Origin of the sequence: Microbacterium sp. UBA1097 (assembly GCF_002313585.1) — a bacterium.
Lineage (GTDB): Bacteria > Actinomycetota > Actinomycetes > Actinomycetales > Microbacteriaceae > Microbacterium.
This window is the reverse complement of the sequence record NZ_DCBW01000019.1, coordinates 121282-141587: the sequence shown is the minus strand read 5'-3', so window position 1 is coordinate 141587 and position 20306 is coordinate 121282. Positions and strand designations below refer to the sequence as shown.

General features: G+C 68.0%; 15 protein-coding genes and 1 rRNA gene. All 16 read right to left on the bottom strand.

What is annotated here, in order from left to right; all coding sequences use genetic code 11:
- Nucleotides 1-65: ribosomal RNA gene (locus B4F19_RS06105) — 16S ribosomal RNA — on the bottom strand; the annotation flags it as partial.
- A 513-nt stretch (nt 66-578) separates the two neighbouring features.
- Complete coding sequence (tyrS, locus tag B4F19_RS06100; RefSeq protein WP_292733391.1) at nt 579-1907, bottom strand: tyrosine--tRNA ligase; 1329 nt, start codon at nt 1905-1907, stop codon at nt 579-581.
- A gap of 40 nt (nt 1908-1947) precedes the next feature.
- Nucleotides 1948-2646, bottom strand: a complete 699-nt coding sequence (locus B4F19_RS06095; protein ID WP_292733388.1) for a hypothetical protein — start codon at nt 2644-2646, stop codon at nt 1948-1950.
- Complete coding sequence (locus B4F19_RS06090) at nt 2643-3287, bottom strand: SatD family protein (RefSeq protein ID WP_228177781.1); 645 nt, start codon at nt 3285-3287, stop codon at nt 2643-2645. The genes B4F19_RS06095 and B4F19_RS06090 overlap by 4 nt, the downstream gene beginning before the upstream one ends.
- A 69-nt stretch (nt 3288-3356) precedes the next feature.
- A complete protein-coding gene (gene argH / locus B4F19_RS06085) occupies nt 3357-4784 on the bottom strand; it encodes an argininosuccinate lyase (RefSeq protein WP_292733385.1) in 1428 nt (475 codons plus the stop codon).
- The gene (locus B4F19_RS06080; RefSeq protein WP_292727006.1) at nt 4781-5863 is read right to left on the bottom strand and encodes a heparan-alpha-glucosaminide N-acetyltransferase domain-containing protein; all 1083 of its coding nucleotides are present in this window, start codon (nt 5861-5863) and stop codon (nt 4781-4783) included. Before B4F19_RS06080 ends, argH begins: the two co-directional genes overlap by 4 nt.
- Nucleotides 5842-6765, bottom strand: a complete 924-nt coding sequence (gene argF / locus B4F19_RS06075) for an ornithine carbamoyltransferase (protein ID WP_292727007.1) — start codon at nt 6763-6765, stop codon at nt 5842-5844. The genes B4F19_RS06080 and argF overlap by 22 nt, the downstream gene beginning before the upstream one ends.
- Entirely contained in the window at nt 6762-8033 is a 1272-nt protein-coding gene (locus B4F19_RS06070; protein ID WP_228177777.1) for an acetylornithine transaminase, read from the bottom strand. The genes argF and B4F19_RS06070 overlap by 4 nt, the downstream gene beginning before the upstream one ends.
- A 32-nt stretch (nt 8034-8065) precedes the next feature.
- Nucleotides 8066-8965, bottom strand: a complete 900-nt coding sequence (gene argB, locus B4F19_RS06065; protein WP_292727010.1) for an acetylglutamate kinase — start codon at nt 8963-8965, stop codon at nt 8066-8068.
- The gene (argJ, locus tag B4F19_RS06060) at nt 8962-10119 is read right to left on the bottom strand and encodes a bifunctional glutamate N-acetyltransferase/amino-acid acetyltransferase ArgJ (protein ID WP_292733382.1); all 1158 of its coding nucleotides are present in this window, start codon (nt 10117-10119) and stop codon (nt 8962-8964) included. Before argJ ends, argB begins: the two co-directional genes overlap by 4 nt.
- A complete protein-coding gene (gene argC, locus B4F19_RS06055; RefSeq protein WP_292733379.1) occupies nt 10116-11159 on the bottom strand; it encodes an N-acetyl-gamma-glutamyl-phosphate reductase in 1044 nt (347 codons plus the stop codon). The genes argJ and argC overlap by 4 nt, the downstream gene beginning before the upstream one ends.
- Before the next feature lie 226 nt (nt 11160-11385).
- Nucleotides 11386-13218, bottom strand: a complete 1833-nt coding sequence (locus tag B4F19_RS06050; RefSeq protein ID WP_292727014.1) for a YhgE/Pip family protein — start codon at nt 13216-13218, stop codon at nt 11386-11388.
- On the bottom strand, nt 13215-16115 hold the full coding sequence (locus B4F19_RS06045; RefSeq protein WP_292733376.1) for an MMPL family transporter: 2901 nt from the start codon (nt 16113-16115) through the stop codon (nt 13215-13217). Before B4F19_RS06045 ends, B4F19_RS06050 begins: the two co-directional genes overlap by 4 nt.
- Before the next feature lie 130 nt (nt 16116-16245).
- Nucleotides 16246-18780, bottom strand: a complete 2535-nt coding sequence (gene pheT / locus B4F19_RS06040; protein ID WP_292733373.1) for a phenylalanine--tRNA ligase subunit beta — start codon at nt 18778-18780, stop codon at nt 16246-16248.
- On the bottom strand, nt 18780-19820 hold the full coding sequence (gene pheS / locus B4F19_RS06035) for a phenylalanine--tRNA ligase subunit alpha (RefSeq protein WP_228177770.1): 1041 nt from the start codon (nt 19818-19820) through the stop codon (nt 18780-18782). Before pheS ends, pheT begins: the two co-directional genes overlap by 1 nt.
- Before the next feature lie 178 nt (nt 19821-19998).
- The coding region (locus tag B4F19_RS06030) for a TrmH family RNA methyltransferase (RefSeq protein ID WP_292733370.1) at nt 19999-20306 on the bottom strand (308 nt) is incomplete at its 5' end.

Here is a 20306-nt window from a genome sequence, read left to right as displayed (position 1 = left end):
TCGACTTGCATGTGTTAAGCACGCCGCCAGCGTTCATCCTGAGCCAGGATCAAACTCTCCGTGAAGAAATGTTGCTGCGATCAGCCGGAAATTGACTGAAGCAGCGAGTTTGATCTGACCAAAGGGATGTCATTGCTGACTATCCGTTGCCGGCACCGAAGTGCCGGACTTTGATCCAAAGGAATCTCATTCAGCCGAAGCTGAATCGAGGTTTTTTGGCATTTGACAAGTGCACGCTGTTGAGTTCTCAAGGATCGGATGCTCCTGCTTTCGGCCTCTCGGCCTCCCTGCAGGGCAACTTCTCTATCTTATCCGCTTCCTCGTCGCTGTCAAATCGGCGTCCGGCGAGTCTCAGACTCGCTCGAGCGGTCGACAAGACCACCGCGAAGAGCGGATCCCCCATCGTAGACCCGGAGGTCTGTGACTCTCAAGGAGTCTGTGTGTTGGGGGGTGGTTCACTGCTTGAGGAGGGGAGGCTCTCAGCCTCACCGCGCTCCTTTGGGGCGAACAAGAAAGACATTACGCGGATATGAACAACGTGACAAATCCTGCCCGCATCCCGGGCGTGTCGCGCCGCATCACGCGGATTCACGCGGTCCGAGGAAGACTCCAGCAAGCGTCTTCTTGCCGCGACGCAGCACCGACACTCCCCCGGGGAGCCCACCGGTCACCCGCGCGCCGTCGTCGTCGACGCGGATGCCGTCGAGCGAGACCCCGCCCTGCGCGATGGCCCGCCGAGCCTCGGAGAGACTGGCCACCAGTCCGGTTGCGACAAGAGCTTCAACGACGGTCATCTCCCGCGCCCCCTCCACATGTGGCAACTCCTCCAACGCGGTGCGAAGGACCTCTGCATCCAGCGAGGTGAGATCGCCCTGCCCGAACAGCGCGTCGGATGCGGCGATCACTGCTGCCGTCGCCTCCGGGCCATGCACCGTCGTCGTGACCTCCAGGGCGAGCCGCTTCTGCGCGGCCCTGCGGTAGGGCTCCACCTCGACGAGTCGTTCATACTCGTCGATCTCCTCGCGAGTGAGGAACGTGAAGATCTTCATCCGCGTGATGACGTCGGCGTCGTCAGTGTTGAGCCAGAACTGGTACATCCGGTACGGAGAGCACATGGAGGCATCCAGCCAGATGGCGTTGCCCTCGCTCTTGCCGAACTTCGTACCGTCGCTGTTGGTGATCAGCGGCGTGCCGATGGCGTGAACCGACGCATGTTCGGCGTGGTGAATCAGATCCACGCCGCTGGTGAGGTTCCCCCACTGATCGCTGCCGCCGGTCTGCAGAACACAGCCGTAGGTCCGGTACAGCTCGAGATAGTCGAGCCCCTGAAGGATCTGGTAGCTGAACTCCGTGTAGCTGATCCCCGCCTCCGAGTTCAGACGAGCGCTGACCGCGTCTTTCTTCAGCATGGTGCCAACGCGGTAGTGCTTGCCGATCTCGCGAAGGAAGTCGATAGCCGACAGCGGCGCCGTCCAGTCCAGGTTGTTGACGATGCGTGCGGCGTTCTCCCCCTCGAAGCTGAGGAAGCGCTCCACCTGGCTGCGCAGTCGCGACACCCACTCGGCAACGGTCTCGCGCGTGTTCAGGGTCCGCTCGGCTGTCGGTCGCGGATCGCCCACCAGGCCGGTCGATCCCCCGACCAGGCCGAGCGGTCGGTGCCCCGCGAGCTGCAGCCGACGCAGCAGGAGCAGCTGCACGAGGTTACCCAGGTGCAGGCTCGGCGCCGTCGGGTCAAAGCCGCAGTAATACGTGATCGGGCCGCCCCCCAGCAGCGCGCGCAGCGCCTCCTGATCGGTGGAAACGTGCACCAAACCACGCCAAACGATCTCGTCCCAGACCGATTCGAACGAAGGGTCGTTCGCGGGCTCCAACGCGCGGACGGGGGAATCGGTCGTGAGTTCTGCCACGAATCTCAGGCTAGCAGCGCGCCCACCGCTGACCGCGGCGTCAGATCGAGGTCCCCCACCATACGAGGAAAGCTACAGCGAGGGCAGTCGTCCAACTCACGAGGCTCCCGATGAGGAAGTACTCCGCGCGGATGCCGCCCTCTCCGTCCCGGGAGATCTCGGGAAAGCGGACGATGCCCTTCGCTGCAAGCACCGCGGCCAGGAGCGTGAACGCGCCGGTGAGGGTAAGGGCGAAGACGAGCACCCGCTCGATCGGACCGATGAGTCGTCCGCCCTTCAGCGTCGCCGCACGCTCCTCAACGGGCACGTCGCCGTCTCGGAGCGCGATTCGCACGATCACGTTCCCGGATTCGAGAAGGAAGACCAGCGCTCCGGCGACGAGCACTGCGACGTCCAGGCTCACCGCGCCCAGCGGCGAGTGGGAGGGCCACACCTCGCCGAGCGGCCCCTGGTCTTGTCGGACGCCGAGAAGCGCGACGGCGAGAGCAGCGACAGTTACCACGAGCGCGACCGGCCAGAACCCGGCTCGCCCGCCCCGGCGATCCGGGGTGGCCAGAGCCCAGGCCGCGGCCACGCCGACGGCGACGAAGCTCCAGACCGCGGCATCCGCGCCGGCCGAGGCGATCAGCACCACGAGTCCGAGCACGGCCAGAACGATCGCGCGACGCATCCCGGTCAGCGAACGCCGCGTGAGGTCGACGCCACCGACTGTCAGGAGCACGATGCCGGCGGCGATCATCCGGACGCTTCGTCCAGGATCTGGAATCCGGCCACAAGCCCCGCGGCTCCGCCGGCGGCGAGCGCTTGGGAGACCGCGGACTGCGTGATCCCCTCCTCTGCGGCGAGGTCGTGCTGCGTTCGACCGAGGCAGCGACCATAAGCGAGGCGGCGCGTGCGTGACGTCATCGCGCCGACGATCTCATCGCGGACGAGCAGGTATGCGTTGACGGATCGGACACGCTCGGCCATGGCGGCATCCTCCCCCGAAGCTGCGACAACGCGCGTCCGCGCGCGCGGCACGGCGCGATCCTGGAGGCGGTGCACGGCCTCGACGGCATCCCGGGCTGACCACCAACCGGGCCCGTCGGAGATGCGGTCGGTTGCTGACGAAACGGCCCCCACGGTGCCGATGCCGATCCCGAAGCGCAGCTCGATCTCTTCGGGAAGAGCAAGCTGGAGCAACAGGAGCCACGCAAGCGCGTGATCGAGTTCCGCGAAGACCGCCTGGAATTCATCGGCGAACGTCGCCGTCAGCGGGACGATCGCTGTCGGCCGGTCAGCGTTGACGCGCGCGATAGTCGCCTCGAGCTCGCGCTGCGCGGCATCCCGGTCGGCGAGGCGCCGGGATCCGACGATATCTGCGATCACCGCGACGGTCACACAAGCAGTCTATCGCTTATGAAGCGAGATAATAAGCCCCGGGCTGATTTTTTGGATCTATCAGTCCCGTCACAGCCCCAGCGCGTGCGCAGCGTCCTGCACACGCGAAATCAGTTCCGCGCGCTGCTCGGCAACCCGCTCCGGAGCGGTTCCGCCCACGCCGGTGCGACTGGAAACCGACCCCTCGATCGTCAGGACCTCGCGGACTCCCGGCGTGAGCCGCGGCGAGACCCGCGCAAGCAGGTCGTCGTCGGCGTCCTCGAGTCCGATCCCCCGAACTTCACACGCCTGCACGAGCTTCCCGGAGATCTCATGCGCATCACGGAAGGGAACGCCCTCCCGAACGAGCCACTCCGCGACATCCGTGGCAAGAGAGAAGCCCTGCGGTGCAAGCTCCGCCATCCGGTCGGTGTCAAAACGCAGGGTCGCCACCATCCCGGCGAAGGCGGGCAACACCGTCTCGAGCGTCCGCACCGAATCGAAGACGGGTTCCTTGTCTTCCTGCAGATCACGGTTGTACGCCAGGGGCAGGCCCTTGAGCGTGGCCAGCAGCCCGGTGAGGTTTCCGATCAGGCGCCCCGCCTTGCCCCGCGCCAGTTCCGCGATATCAGGGTTCTTCTTCTGCGGCATGATGCTCGAGCCGGTCGAGTAGCCATCGTCGAGCGTGACGAAGCCGAACTCCCGCGTGTTCCACACGATGATGTCTTCGGCAAAGCGCGACAGATCGACCCCGATCTGCGCGGCGATGAACGCGAACTCGGCGACGACGTCGCGCGCCGCGGTTCCATCCAGCGAGTTCTCTGCGGGCCGAGAGAGCCCCAGTTCTGCAGCGACAAGCGCGGGATCAAGTCCCAGAGTGGATCCGGCGAGCGCTCCCCCGCCGTAGGGCGACACCGACGCCCGCGCCGACCAATCGCGGAGCCGTTCGAGGTCGCGCACGAGCGGCCACGCGTGAGCGAGCAGGTGGTGCGCCAGCAGGATGGGTTGGGCGTGCTGCAGGTGAGTTCGCCCCGGCATGATCGCAGCCGGGTGGGCCTCAGCCTGGGCGACGATGGCATCGATGAGACGGACGATCTCACGTACCAGCGTCCGCGTGTGGTCGAGGAGGTACATCCGCACCAGCGTCGCGATCTGGTCGTTTCGGCTGCGCCCGGCTCGGAGCTTTCCGCCGAGCTCGGGACCGACGATCTCGATGAGCGCCTGCTCGAGCGCACCGTGGACGTCTTCATCCTGAGGCCGGGCAACGACCTCGCCGCGGGTGACTGCAGCAGCGAGCTCATCGAGCCCCGCGCGCATGCTGGCAGCTTCGTCGGCGCTGAGATAGCCAGCAGCCTCGAGGGCTGACGCGTGGGCACGCGATCCCCGGATGTCGTAAGGGGCGAGTGCCCAGTCGAAGTGGGTGGACACGCTCAGGGCCGCAAGTTCGGGCGATGGACCCGAAGCGAATCGCGCACCCCAGAGGGCGCCATCGTGCGTTGCATCACCCGTCGCAGTCATCGTGCCAGCCTATCCGCGCGCGGCCGCGACACCGTATCGACCAGCCGCTCGAGAGGACCGCGCCCGAGCAGCAGTGCCCACGCGAAGCAGGCTGCGATGATCCCGAGCGTCATCGGCCAGAACAGGTTCAGGGCCCGGAACCCGAACAGGTCGGATGTCGTCCCCAGTGCGATGAGCGCCCACACCGCCCACACGACGATCTGCGCAGAGTATGCCGTCAGCGGCATCGCGCCCAGGGTCCGGATCGGAAGCACGACGGCGCGCAGGATAGTACGGCACAGCAGCACGCACAGGGCGATGATCGCGATGGCGAACCCACCCGAGCCCCACACCTCGAGGATGCCACCACTGTGCTCGCTGGCCCGCCACACCTGGCCGAGGTACCCGTCGGGGGCTGGAACAACGACCGCGAGGGTCTCTGCTACCGCGGCAGTCACAAGACCCGCGCCCGCCGTGACCCACAGCACTCCTGCCCGCGCGAGGTCGAGGCGGCCGACCGCCATTCCGGCCAGCAGGAACGCAAGCCAGAGCGGAGCTGGGTAGGCCCATCCGGTCAGGAGGAACACCGCTTCGCCCGGCGCCGTGTCCCAGAACGGCGCAGCCTCGATCGGCGGAAGCAGCCACGGCACGATAAGCGCCACCGCGACAGCCCAGACCCACAGCGTCGCTGTGCGCACGCGCACGAAAGGAATCGCCGCGGCGAACAGGATCGCGTACGCCGGCAGGATGACGTACACCGGCACACCCGTGAGGATCAGTGCGATTCCGATGACCCAGAGCACGAGAGCTCGCCAGGCCAGCCACCTGCCCGGGGCGCGGGGGGCGCGTGGGCCGGCGGTGACGATCGAGATCGAGACGCCGGCGAGAGTCGCGAACAGAATCGACGAGCGACCGCCGACGATCCCACCCCAGGTCACCGGATCGGTCCAGTCGATCTCGGGCAGCGTGAACAGGTGAGCCGCGAGCATCCCGATCACGGCGAGCCCGCGGGCAAGGTCCAGCCCCGGAATCCGCGGCGGCCCGTCCAGGCGGCGCAGATTCCCGACGACCCGGTCGGCTACTGCTGCTGCAGCAGCCACACCAGCAGCGCCTTCTGCGCGTGGAGTCGGTTTTCGGCTTCGTCCCACACGACGCTCTGCGGGCCGTCGATCACCTCGGCATCCACTTCGTACCCGCGGTCGGCGGGGAGGCAGTGGATGAAGATCGCGTCGTCCTTGGCGAGGCTCATGAGTTCCTGCGACACCTTGTAGGGCGTGAGGTCGCGAAGCCGTTGGAGCTTTTCGTCCTCCTTGCCCATCGAGACCCAGGTGTCGGTGACGATGATGTCTGCGCCGGCGGCAGCCTCGTTGGGGTCGGTGTAGAGCGCGACCGAACCGCCGGTCTGCTCGGCGCGGCGGTCGGCGTCGGCCACGACATCCTCACGCGGTGCGTACTCCACCGGGGAGGCGACGCGCACATGCATGCCGGCCGTGACCCCGCCGAGCACATAGGACTGCCCCATGTTGGTGCGCCCGTCCCCGAAGAAGGCGAGCGTGAGGCCCTTCAGCTCGCCCTTGTGCTCCTGGATTGTGAGCAGATCGGCGAGGATCTGACACGGATGGAAGTCGTCGCTGAGCGCATTGACGACGGGCACCCGCGTGCCGGCAGCCATCTCTTCGAGGCCTGCCTGCGCATAGGTGCGCCAGACGATCGCGGCCACCTGCCGCTCGAGCACGCGGGCGGTGTCGGCGGGGGTCTCCTTGCCGCCCAGCTGACTGTTGGCGGTCGAGATGATCAGCGGCGACCCGCCGAGATCGGCGATTCCGACAGCAAACGACACGCGCGTACGCGTGGATGACTTGTCGAAGATCACCGCGACGGTCTGCGGGCCAGCCAGCGGCTGAACCTTCCAGCGGTCCTTCTTCAGGTCTGCCGCAAGGGCAAGGATCTCTGCCTGCTCCTTCGGGGTCAGGTCATCGTCGCGAAGCAGGTGACGGGTCATTGCGCGGCTTCCTTGTGGTCGGGCTGCGAGGTCTCGTCGGGCTGCGAGGTCTCGTCGAGCATGAGGGCGTCGGTCACGGTGGACAGAGCCGCGGTGAAGAGGGTCAGGAACTCGTCGATCTCGACGTCGCCGATCGTCAGGGCCGGCGCGATCCGGATCGTGTCGTCGTTGGCGGCGTTGACGATGAGTCCGTGTTCCTGCGCCGCGGCGACGACGGCCTTCGCGACGGGGCGGGTCAGCGCCACGCCCAGGAGCAGTCCCTGCCCGCGGCATCCGGCGATCAGCGGGGAGTCGATCGCGAGGATGCCCTCACGCACCTGCCCGCCACGGATGCGGGCGTTGGTCACCAGATCGGCGCGCTCGATCTCGTCGAGCACCGCCCCCGCGACCGCGGTAGCCAGCGCGTTCCCCCCGAACGTCGACCCGTGGGTGCCGGGGTAGAACAGCTCGCTCGCCTCGCCGTAGGTGATGAGCGCCCCGATCGGGAATCCGCCGCCAATACCCTTTGCCACGGTGATGGCATCCGGGGTGATACCCGTGTGCTGAAAGGCGAACCATTCGCCGGTGCGACCGGCCCCGGTCTGGATCTCATCAAGGATGAGGAGCGCACCGTGGCGGCGGGTCAGCTCGCGCGCGGCTTCGAGATAGCCGTCCGGGAGCGGGAGGACGCCAGCCTCACCCTTGATCGGTTCGAGGATGAGGGCTGCGACCGAGTCATCCATCGCGGCTTCGAGAGCCTCGATCGTCGAGTCCAGGAACTCCACACCAGGAACCATCGGAAGGAACGGTTCCTGCATGGCCGGCTTTCCCGTGAGGGCGAGGGTGCCCATCGTCCGCCCGTGGAAGGCATCGGTGAGGGCGAGGATCCGGGGCCGGTCAGTTCCGCCGTGCAGCCGGGCGAGCTTGAACGCCGCTTCGTTGGCCTCCGCACCCGAGTTCGAGAAATACACGCGGCCGGAATCACCGGTTCCCGCGAGTCGCTTGAGCTTCGCGGCCAGGCCGAGCTGCGGCGGGGTGGCGAAGTAGTTCGACACGTGCGCGAGGGTCGCGGCCTGAGCAGAAACCGCCTCGACGAACGCGGGGTGTGCGTGCCCGAGCGAGTTCACCGCGATACCGGCAAGGAAGTCCAGGTAGCGCTTACCCGCGTCATCCCACAGGTAGGCGCCCTCACCGCGGGTGAACAGCGCAAGGCGGTCTCCGGCGTTGGCAAGAAGGTCGCGGCGGGCATCGTGCTGCCAGGATGCCGTGGTCGGTGCCTCGTCGTTCATTGCGCCTCTTTTCGTCTCGGGGAGTACTGCACTCATGCGCTCACCACTTCGGTTCCGATGCCCTTACTCGTGAAGACCTCGATCAGGAGCGAGTGCGGCACGCGCCCGTCGATGATCGCCGCCGTGTCGACTCCCCCGTCGACGGCGTCCAGACACGCCTGCATCTTGGGGACCATTCCCGACTCCAGCGTCGGCAGCATCGTTCGCAGCTCCGTCGAGCTCAGGTGAGAGACCAGCGAGTCACGATTCGGCCAGTCCGCGTACAGTCCGGGGACGTCGGTGAGGATGACGAGCTTGGCGGCATTCAGCGACACCGCGAGCGCCGCCGCCGCCGCGTCGGCGTTGACATTCAAGGTGTGTCCCGGACGATCCAGGTCGGGCGCGATCGAGGACACGACGGGGATGCGGCCCGCCGCGAGGTGGTCGAGGACCGCCGTCGGGTTCACGTGAACGACATCCCCGACCGACCCGAGGTCGACCTCTTCACCGTTGACGACAACCCCGCGGCGGCGGCCGCCGAACAGCCCGGCGTCCTCACCCGAGAGGCCGGCGGCGAACGGGCCGTGCGCATTGATCTTCGATACGAGCTGCGGGTTGATGTGGCCGGTGAGGACCATGCGCACGACCGAGATCGCCTCGGTGTTCGTGACGCGGTATCCGCCCTGGAACTCGCTCGGGATGTCGAGGCGCTCCAGCATGCGGGAGATCTGCGGGCCTCCCCCGTGGACCACCACGGGCTTGACGCCGACGTAACGCAGGTACGCGATGTCTTCGGCGACCGTGCGCTGCAGTTCTTCGGACACCATCGCATTGCCGCCGTATTTGACGACCACGATCTGGTCGCGGAAGCGCTTGAGCCACGGCAGCGACTCGATCAGCACGGCTGCCTTCTCGGCAGCCTCGTCGGGCGTGGTCTCTTGCAGGTCAGTCATGACGAGTAGGCGCTGTTCTCGTGAACGTAGTCGTGGGTGAGGTCGTTGGTGTAGATGGTGGCCGAGGCATCGCCCCCCTTGAGGTCGATGACGACGCTCGTTGCCCGAGGGGTGAGATCCACGAGTTCGCGGGGCTGGTCGGGACCGCCGTCGGAGCACACGCGGACACCGTTCATCGTGACATCCACGGCATAGGGGTCGAATGCGGCATCCGTCGTCCCGATCGCCGCGAGCACGCGCCCCCAGTTCGGGTCGTTGCCGAAGATCGCCGCCTTGAAGAGGTTGTTGCGCGCAACCGAGCGTCCCACCTCGACGGCGTCGTCTTCGGATGCCGCGTGGATCACCTCGATCGTGATGTCGTGGCTGGCCCCCTCGGCGTCTGACTGCAGCTGGGTCGCGAGGTCGGTGCAGACCGCGATGAGCGCGGTGCGGAAGGCACCCGGCTCGGGCGTGACGCCGCTCGCACCGCTGACCATCAAGGTCACCTGGTCGTTCGTGGACATGCACCCGTCGGAGTCGAGGCGGTCAAAGCTCACGCGCGTCGCAGCACGCAGGTGGCCGTCGGCTTCTGCCGCGCTCAGGACGGCATCGGTGGTGAGAACGACGAGCATCGTCGCGAGCCCGGGCGCGAGCATTCCGGCGCCCTTGGCCATTCCGCCGATCGTCCAGCCGTCAACGGTGATGGTGGTGGTCTTCGGGCGGGAGTCGGTGGTCATGATCGCTCGGGCAGCATCCTCGCCGCCATCCGGCGACAGGGCACCGATCGCGGCTTCGGTTCCCACGAGGACCTTGTCGCGGAAGACCTGATCGCCGGTTCCGATGAGGCCGGTGGAACAGACCTGGATGTCGCCGGCGCTCACTCCGAGCAGCTCGGCGGCGCGCTCCGCGGTCAGGTGGGTCGTCAGAAACCCGAACGAACCCGTGAAACAGTTCGCGCCGCCGGAGTTGAGCACGATGGCTTCGACGACGCCGTCCTGGATGGCCTGTTCGGACCAGAGAATCGGGTTTGCCTTGGCGCGGTTGCTCGTGAAGACGGCAGCGCCGACGGTGAGCGGCCCGCGGTTGACCACCACGGCGACATCCGGCTTTCCGGTCGACTTGAGTCCGGCGGCAACTCCTGCCGCCTCGAACCCTGCGGGCGCGGTGACGGTCACGGTGCCACTCCGTTCGTAGTGAGGGCGCGGCCCTCGGGAAGGCCGAGCGCGATGTTCATGGATTGGACCGCGGCACCGGCCGTGCCCTTGACGAGGTTGTCGACAGCGGCGACGACGACGACCCGGCCTGCGGCCCGGTCGATCGCGAGCCCGAGGAGCGCAGTGTTGGCCCCGACCACGTCGGCCGTGCGAGGGACCTGTCCCTCCGGCAGCAGCTGGACGAACGGCTCGTCGGCGTACGCCAGCTCCCAGGCCGCGCGGATGTCGGCATCCGTGGCGCCCGGAGCAATCGGCGCGGTGGAAGTCGCAAGGATTCCGCGGGCCATCGGGACGATGACGGGCGTGAAGGAGATCCGGACGTCGGTCCCTCCGGCATCCTGCAGCGCCTGACGGATCTCGGGGATGTGCCGGTGTGTGCCGCCGACCGCATACGGGTTCGCGCTGCCGAGCACTTCGCTTGCCAGCAGGTGCGGTTTGAGGCTCTTCCCTGCCCCCGACGGGCCGACGGCGAGCACGCTGACGATGTCGCTCGGATCGATCACGCCGGCAGCCACCCCCGGCGCGAGCGACAAACTCACCGTCGAGGCGTTGCAGCCGGGTGCGGCGATGCGAGTCGCGCCCGCGAGGGTGTCACGGATCTTCCCGCTCGTGACGGGCAGCTCGGGAACGCCGTAGGCCCAGGGCTCGGGGTGCGCCCCGCCGTAGAACTGCTCCCACGCTGCCGCATCGCGCAACCGGTGATCGGCGCCGGCGTCGATCACGAGGGGCACATCTCCGAGGGCATCCGTGTATTGCGCTGACTGTCCGTGCGGCAATGCGAGAACCACGATGTCGTGGCCGGCAAGGGTCTCGGGAGTGGTGTCTTGCAACGTCAGATGCGAGAGCGAGCGCAGATGCGGCTGGTGCTCGATGAGGGGCTGCCCGGCGTTGGAGTGGGCGGTGACGGTGCGGATATCGACATCAGGATGCTGGGCTAGGAGCCGCAGGATCTCGCCGCCGGCATATCCGGAGGCGCCAGAGACGGCGACCGAGTAGGTCATGGATTCCACCTTATTGTCTGGGTTCGTCGTGCATCGAAAGCACAGAGCCGGAGGTGGCGACACCGCCGCGCGCGACAGCGCAGCGGGGTCGCCTAGAGTCGGCGACCGCCCAGACGTCGGCGCAGCACGCGAACCGTCGTCGCGAAAGCAACGAGGTCGTGCGGTGCCGGAAGCATGTCGCGAGAGTACCGATCTAGGCCTCGACGCCGCAAATCGACGCGCGAGCTCACGCCGGAAGCAGGGCGCTCACGGCACGTGAGCGCGCGCGGCGCACCCCGATGACCGTGCCAGCGAAGGCGACCGCAGCCCACAGCAGAAGTCCGACTGCAGCCCCGAGCACTTCGTGTAGCGACCCGCCCACCAGAGCGTCGGCGCCCTGCAGGGCAACGCTCAACGGCAGGATCGAGAACGGCGTGGCAGCCAGCGAACCCTCGGTAACCGGTTGAAGGGTGCCTGCGGCCACCAGCTGGAGACCCAGTGCGAGCACCGACACGATGAGACCTGCTCGACCGAACAGGGCGGTGAGTGCCTGGTGGAACAGCGTGAACGACACCGCGGCGGCAAGGGTCAGCCCGTAGGCGACAGCGATCCGATCGGGGACGACACCGAGGACGGCAACCCCCAGCCACACGAGCACCGACTGCACAACGGCGATTCCCATCGCAACCAGCGCAGCGTCAGCGGCGATGTGCGCGGACGTTGCCGGGGTCACGAGCGACGCCCGCGCAAAGGGAGAAACGACGAGGAAGGTGGCGAGCGCCCCCAGCCACAGCGACACCGGCGCCAGCGCTGCCACCGCCGCGGCCAGAGCGGAATCCGGGCCACCGATGCTGGTGGTGGTGACGCCGATCGGCGAGGCGACGGTTGCCGCGATGCTCTGCTGCTGGGCACTCGAATAACTCGGGATGCTGGATGCCGCCTCACCCAGGCCGCTCGCGAGTTCACCAGCGGCGCCGGCCGCGGTATCGAGCCCGCTGGCAAGGTCTGCAGCGCCGGCCGCGAGATCAGACGCACCGGACACCGCCTCCTGCTGAGCCGCCGCGAGTTGGGTGAGCGCTGACGCCGCCGGCCCCGCGAGGTCGGCCACGGCGTCGGCGCCGACGGCGAGTTCGGCGGCATCCACGGCGTCGCCGGCAAGAGCGCCGGCCTGATTCTGAAGGTCCGATGCAATCGCGGCGGCCCCACTGCGGAGGGCCAGGATGTCATCGAGCAGGTCGCCGGCTGGCACGGTCGGGTCCGCGGAGATCACCGCAGCGAGGGCGTCGAGATCGGCGACGCCGAGATCCTGCGCGAGCGAGAGCGCCTCGGCGTCGATCGCAGCGCCGGCCAGCGACCCCGCGAGAGCCGCGGCATCCGACCCGGCTGCGGCGCTCAGCGCACCCAGGTCGCGGACCCCTGTCGGGAGGGCGCGAAGCACCGTTCCAATCCCCTCGAGCCCCGCGACCAGCTCCCGCTGCCCCTCTGCGAGCACTGCCGCTCCCCCCGCGGCGTCCCCGATGCCGCTCGCGAGTTCGCTCGCGCCGTCGGCTGCCTGCCCGATTCCGGTGTGCAACTCAGTGAAGGCCGCCAGCGTGCCTGACACATACCCCGACGTGAGCTGAGCTTCCACTCCGCGCGGAAGGCCCGCTGCCAGAGCTTCGGCCAGCACGCCCGAGAGATACCCGTGACGAGTGCTGGTCTGCACTGTCAGCGAAGCCTGCGTCGGCGCATCAGTGCCGAGGGTTGCGACGTCCTGGGAGAAGTCGGCCGGGATCGTCACCACCGCGAGATAGGTGCCCTGCGCGAGCCCCTGGTCGGCTGTCGCGGTGTCCGTCAGGGTCCACGCGATCGCGTCGTCGGCTGTCAGAAGGTTCTCGGTGACGAGCTTGCCCGCGGCGACGGGCGTGCCCCCGTCCTCGATCGGAACATCAAGATTCACGATCGCCACGGGAACCTGTTCCTGGGTCTGACGCGGCAGCAGCGTCAGCATGACCAGCAGCGGTATCAGGATCGCGAAGACCGCGAGCGCGATCGCCCTGCCCCGACCGCCACCGGTCAACAGCCCCGACAGCCCGGTCATACGACCACCTCGTCGCTTACGTCTTGCCGGCTGCGACCTTCAGGTGACCGGTCTGCAAGGAGGACCCTCACGACGCGGCCGTGAGGGGTCAGGGCAAGTGCATCTTCGGCCACGGGATCACTGACAGCGACAACGAGCGTCGTCGAGGCCGACGCGGTGCGCAGGATGCGGTCAAGCAGCGCCGATTGATCTCGCCTGCGCTGCAGATCGAGGACCGTCACCTCGGGCGTCGATGCGAGCGCGGCAGCGGCATCGAGGGTCCACCGCTGGTGCTCGTCAAGACGCGACATCGGCACATCGACCTCGTCGAGAACGTTCGGCCCGCCCGTCAGTTCCCCCCAGAGCTCGATCGCGCGGCGCACCCGATCACGGTGATCACCACCGCTGCCGTTCAGGCGTACCTGTCGCCGCACATGTTCGACGAGAGTGCTCGCGTCAGTGGGCGTAGGAAGCGCCGGAACCAGGACCGAGACCCGAGAGAGCGGCTCTCTCTCGAACGGGATGAGCCGACCGCCGACGGCAAGGTCGCCGCCGATGCCGGGAATCCGGCCCGAGAGACCTGCGCAGACGGCTGCGGCTTCGGGGCCGTGGACCACAAGGACGCCGGACTCCGGCAGATCGACGGTGAGCGGCGCCGAGTCACCGAACGTCGCCTCGTGCGCATGGATGCCGCGCCCTCGCGTCTCCCGATCGGCCTCGCGCCAGGTTCGCTGATCGAGCATGCGGCGCACTGCCTCACCCTCAATGTCAGCATCCGGCAATGCCCGTACCAACCAGCGCGGCAACCACCACGCGCGCGCACCGAGCAGTGCCATGAGGGCGGGGATCAGGGTCATCCGCACCACGAAAGCATCAATGAGCACCCCCACCGCGAGCGCGAGAGCGATCGGCTGGATGATCGCGTTTCCCCCGGGGACGAACGAGAAGAAGACGGAGAACATGATGAGCGCGGCGGCAGTGATGACCCGCGCGGAGGCGGAGAAGCCCTGGAGTACCGCGGCGTGCGCGTCGCCGGTGTCGACGAACCGCTCGCGCATCCGTGAGACGAGGAACACGTGATAGTCCATCGCGAGTCCGAACAGCACAGCCATGACGAGGATCGGCATGAAGCTGATCACCGGGCCGACCTTGCCGACCCCCAGAAGGGATGCACCCCAGCCCCATTCGAAGACCACGGTGGCGATCCCGAGCCCCGCCCCCACTGTCAGGAGGTAGCCGAAGGTCGCGGTGATCGGCACGGCGATGGAGCGGAACATGATCGTCAGCAGCACCAGGCTCAGCCCCACGACCACGATCGCGAACGGCAGCATCGCCGCGCCCAGGCGATCGGAGATGTCGATGGCGAGGGCAGTCTGTCCGGTGATCTCGTAGGTGAAGCCGTTCGCCTCCTCGAACGCCGCGGCGCGATCGCGCAGGGTCTGCACGAGCTGAGCGGTCTGATCGGATGACGGGGAGCTGTCGGGAGTGATCGTCACGACAGCCATGTCGAGGGCTTCGTTCGGGAACGCCTGCGAGACCGCGGTGATCCGGGGCACGCCCTGGAATGCATCCTGGAGCGCGGTGAGAGCCTGCTCGATCTGGAGCGTGCGAGAGATGTCGGCGGTGACCAGCAGCGGGCCGTTGAAGCCGGGTCCGAAACCCTCGTCGAGCAGATCGTAGGCGACGCGCGCCTCGGATCCGGGCGGATCGTATCCGGCATCGGGCAGCGTCAGACGAAGTCCGGATGCCGGGATCGCGATCACCGCGAGCACCGCGGTGACACCGAGCGCGGTCAGCAGCGGCTGACGAGTGACGATCTTCACCCAGCGCGCTGTGTGTCCCGGCTCCGCGCCGCGGCGAGCGGCCCGACGAACGGCCCGACCCCGTGGGATGAGTCGGCGGCCGAGGAGCGAGAGGATCGCCGGAAGCAGAGTGACAGCCACCAACAGCGCCGTGAGCACCGCGCCAGCAGCTCCCAGCCCCATGACGGTGAGGAACGGGATCCCGGCCACCCCGAGGCCTACCAGGGCGATCATGACCGTCATCCCCGCGAAGACGACAGCCGTGCCCGCCGTTGCTATGGCCACCGCTACCGACTCGGCCGGATCCATCCCCTCCCGGAGGTTGTCGCGGTGCCGGGATGTGATCAGCAGGGCGTAGTCGATACCGACAGCAAGGCCCAGCATCGTCGCGAGGACCGGAGCCGTCGAGGAGACCGGCACGAGGGCACCGACGATCGTGATGGCGCTCGCTGCGAGTCCGACGCCGAGCGCCGCGGTCACGAGGGGAATGCCCGCGGCAAGGAGGGACCCGAAGGTGATCGCCAGCACGATGTAGGCGATGCCCATCCCGGCAAGCTCCGTCCAGTCGACCCCCGACGATGAACTCGCGGCCAGTCCCGACACGGCAACGGTCAGTCCGGCATCCGACAGCGGCGCGGTGGCCTGCCCGACTGAGGCCACGAGCGAGTCGGGAATGTCGGTGGCGGCCACCGAGAGCTGAATGGCGATGAAGGCCATGTCACCGTTCGCGGAGATCTGCGAGGACGCCCCATCGGATGCCGCCGTCGAGCCGCTCTCGGCCATCGGGTACGGGCACGTGACAGCAACGACATCAGCGAGGGCGGCGATGTTCTCGCAAGCGGTGGAGATCAGCTCCTCGCTCGTGGAGATCTGGTCCCCCGACGGCGCGGCGGCGACGACCTTGGCGCTGGCACCACTGATCTGCGGGAAGCGCTGCTCCAGGGCGTCCAGCGCCGACTGCGCCTGGGTGCCCGGCACGGTGAAGCTCGACTGCAGGTGGTTGCCGAGAACACCGGCCAGCGCCGAAGCACCGACGACCACGGCGATCCAGATGACGATGACCGTCCACCGACGACGGGCCGCGAATCGGCCCACGCGGTAGAGGAACGACGACATCGGCGCGGCTCCTATCGGGTCGTGTGGTCGCGGCGAGGGGCCGGCCTCTGCGCCCGGACCCTTCGCCAGCGTAGCGGGCGGTCCCCGTTAGTGCAGGAACCGGCGCCGCGATCACGACGACCGATGCGTCTTACTCCCGGATGCGCGCCCCGAACCGCTCGGCAGCAGCAGCGACACCTGCCAGTTTCGCCTCGGTGGCCTCCGCCGCCGTCAGAGTACGGTCGGGGGCCCGGAAGCGCAGCGCGTAGGTCAGACTCTTCGTGCCCGGATCAACACCCGGCCCGCGGTAGTCGTCAACCAGACGCACTGCCTCGAGCAGGTCACCGGCGCCCGAGACGAGCGCCGCCTCGACCTCGGCCGCGGGAACCGCCTCCGACACGACGAGCGAGACATCCTGCGTCGCAGCCGGGAACCCAGACAGGGACGCCGCGACAACCCGCTCCCCCGCGAGAGAGATCATGAGATCCAGGTCCAGCTCGGCAACGATGACGCGGCCGGGCAGGTCGGCGTCTGCTGCCACGGCGGGCAGGAGCTCGCCGACATAGCCGACGGTGACATCACCGACACGAACGTCGCCCGCGCGCCCCGGATGCAGCGCAGCGCGCCGCGTCTGGACGATCGTCACGTCGACGCCCGCCGCCGAAGCGACGGTGCGAACGGCGTCGATGACATCGGCGAGGTCTGCAGCCTCGGCGCCCTGACCGGGCTGCTTGGCCACCCGCGCTCCGGTCAGCAGCACCGCGACATGGCGCGGCTGCGACGGAATCGACGCGTCAAGTCCTGCGAGCGTGGCGGCATCCGGGCGAACGCCGAGCGGCGGCACGAACGGCGTCCCGTACTCGACGCCCGCAGCGGGGAGGAACACGACACCGGTCTCGAACAGGGCGAGATCGACCAGTCCGCGCGACACGTTGCGGTGCGCGACCTGCAGCAGGCCCGGCACGAGCGAACGGCGCAGGAAGGGCAACTGGCCGTCCAGCGGGTTCGCGAGCTTGATGCTCGGAAGATGGCCCCCGTCGGCGCTGCCGTGAAGGTCATTGCTCTCGACGGTGGCGAACGGGAACGACGGCGTCTCGACGTAGCCGGCGGCTGCCAACGCGTTCGAGACGCGTCGGCGCGCGCGCTGGGCCGAGGTGAGCCCGCGCCCCGACGGCGGAGTGGGCAGCACGGAGGGCACCTGATCGAGCCCATGGATGCGAGCCACCTCTTCGGCAAGGGTCCACCGGTCGGTGAGGTCGGGACGCCACGACGGCGGGAAGACCAGCCAGGGCGCGGCCGCGTCGGTGCCGGCATCCCGGATGTCGCAACCGATCAGTCGGAGGGCCTCGACGACCTGGTCGGCCGTGTAGTCGACGCCGATCAGCCCCGAGACGAAGCCGCGTGGCAGCTCGATCGCCGCCTGTTCGTGACCCGAGCGCAGGGCACCCCCGAACGACTCGTCGAGTGTGCCGCCAGCCAGTTCCACCATGAGGTCAGCAACCCGACGGGCGGCGACGAACGGGATGGCAGGGTCCACGCCGCGTTCGAAGCGGCGCGAAGCCTCCGACGACAGCTTGTGTCGGCGCGCCGTCCGCGCGATCGACACCGGGTCGAACCGAGCCGCCTCGACGAGCACGGTGCGCGTCGCGGGCCCCATCTCTGTCGTGGCCCCGCCCATCACTCCGGCAAGACCGATCGGACCGGATTCATCGGTGATCAGGAGGTCCTCGGGATCGAGGGTGCGCACCTGCCCATCGAGGGTCTCGAGCTTCTCACCGGCGCGGGCGCGTCGGACGGTGATCCCGCCCTGAAGGGTGTCGTAGTCGTACCCGTGGATGGGGTTCCCGAGCTCGAGCATCACATAGTTGGTGATGTCGATGAGGATGCCGAGGGGCCGCACGCCGGCGAGGGTCAGCCGCGTGATCATCCACGGTGGTGTGGGCTTGGAAGCGTCCACATCACGCACGAGACGCGCAACGAATTCGGAGGCTCCGACCTGACCACGAATGGGGTTGGGGTCATCGACGGTGATCGGGAAGCCCTCGCCGGGATCCACGTCCTCCCAGGGCCGGTCCGCAGGGTCGCGGAACGCCGCCGCCGTGGCGTGCGAGTATTCGCGCGCCACACCCCGGATCGAGAGCGCGTAGCCGCGGTCGGGGGTCACGTTGATCTCGACGGCCTCATCGTCAAGCCCCAGCAGCGCGATGGCATCCGAGCCCACGGGAGCGTCGATGCCGAGTTCGACCAGACGCAGGATCCCCGAGTGGTCCTGACCGAGGCCCAGCTCCTTGGCCGAGGCGATCATGCCGTCCGAGACATGTCCGTAGGTCTTTCGCGCGGCGATCGGGAAGGGCCCCGGCAGCACCGCTCCGGGCAGGGTCACGACCACCTTGTCGCCGGCGAAGAAGTTGTTCGCACCGCACACGATCCCGCGGACAGCGGGCGCGTCATCCGTGCCCTCTCCGTCTGCAACGCGCACCTGGCACCACCGGATCGTCTTGCCGTTGGACTGCGGCTCCTCGACGAACTCGAGAACCTCGCCCACCACGATCGGACCCGACAGATCGAAGCGGTGAACGTCCTCTTCTTCGAAGCCGACCGACACCAGTGCTGCGAGGACATCCTCGGGAGTTGCCTCGGCGGGCACCTCGACGAACTCACGCAGCCACGACAGCGGAACGCGCATCACACCACCATCCCGAACTGCTCACTGAAGCGCACATCACCCTCGGCCATGTCGCGCATGTCCTTCACGTCGCTGCGGAACATCAGCGTGCGCTCGATCCCCATCCCGAACGCGAACCCGGAGTACTCTTCGGGATCGATTCCGGCAGCTCGGAGCACGTTCGGGTTGACCATGCCGCATCCGCCCCACTCGATCCACCGCGCACCGCCCTTGAAGGTGGGGTGCCACAGGTCGAGCTCCGCGCTCGGCTCCGTGAACGGGAAGTAGTTGGTGCGCAGACGCGTCTTGGCCTCCGGGCCGAAAAGGACGCGCGCAAAGTGGTCGAGCGTGCCCTTCAGGTGCGCCATCGTGATGCCTTTGTCGATGACGAGGCCCTCGACCTGCGAGAAGACGGGGAGGTGCGTCGCGTCGAACTCGTCGGTGCGATACACCCGTCCAGGACAGACGACGTAGACCGGAAGCTCGCGATCGAGCATGGAACGCACCTGCACGGGGCTCGTGTGCGTGCGCATCACGAGGTGCCGATCGATCGGGTCGACGAAGAACGTGTCCTGCATCTGCCGGGCGGGGTGATCGACGTCGAAGTTGAGGGCGTCGAAGTTGAACCACTCGTGTTCGAGCTCGGGTCCTTCCGCGACCTCCCAGCCCATGCCGACGAAGACGTCCGAGATCTCCTCCTGCAAGAGAGTGAGCGGATGCCGGGCACCGACCCGCGCGCGCGTCGGCAACGCCGTGATGTCGATCGCTTCGGCATCCAGACGTGCCGCCAGCTCGGCGGCCTCAAGCTCGGCCTCGCGGGCAGCGAGCGCCTGCGTCACCTGACCGCGAGCTTGCCCGATGAGCTTGCCGAACTCGGCCTTGCGCTCGGGAGCAACATCACGCAGCGAAGCGTTCAAGCGCGCCAGCGGCGACCCCTCCCCGACGTGCGCGGCTCGCGCCTGCTTGAGGGATGCCGAATCGGCAGCCGCGGCTATCGCGGCGCGTGCGGCATCAGCCGCTGCAGCGACGGTCTCGGGAGTGATCTCTAGTGCGTCGGACACGAGAGTCGAGTCTACCGAGGCAACAGAGTGCCGCTCCTCTTCTGCCAGGGCGACGAACAGGATGGCCTCGGCGCCTCGGTCTCCCCATCCAGGAGCCGCGGCACCCTCAGACCTCAGGGAGTCTCTTTCACCACCGCCTCCCGCCTGACACTCTCGGGAGTATTGGTCGAAACGCAGCTCAGGCGAGCGCGCTGCGCTGGGCGAACGCGGTCTCGTAAAGACAGACACTCGCCGCCGTCGCAAGATTGAGGGACTCAGCCTTGCCGTAAATGGGAAGCCGCAACGAGAGGTCCGCGTGCGAGAGGGCATCCTCTTCGAGCCCGCGCGCTTCGTTGCCGAACAGCCACGCGGTGGGCTCCGCGAGAAGGTCCCGGGACGCCAGGAAGTCGGTCCCGTCCACGTCTGCGGCCACCACGCGGATGCCAGCGGCATGGGCCTGTTCAACAGCCTCCGGCAGGTCCACCCCCACGGCGATCGGGAGATGGA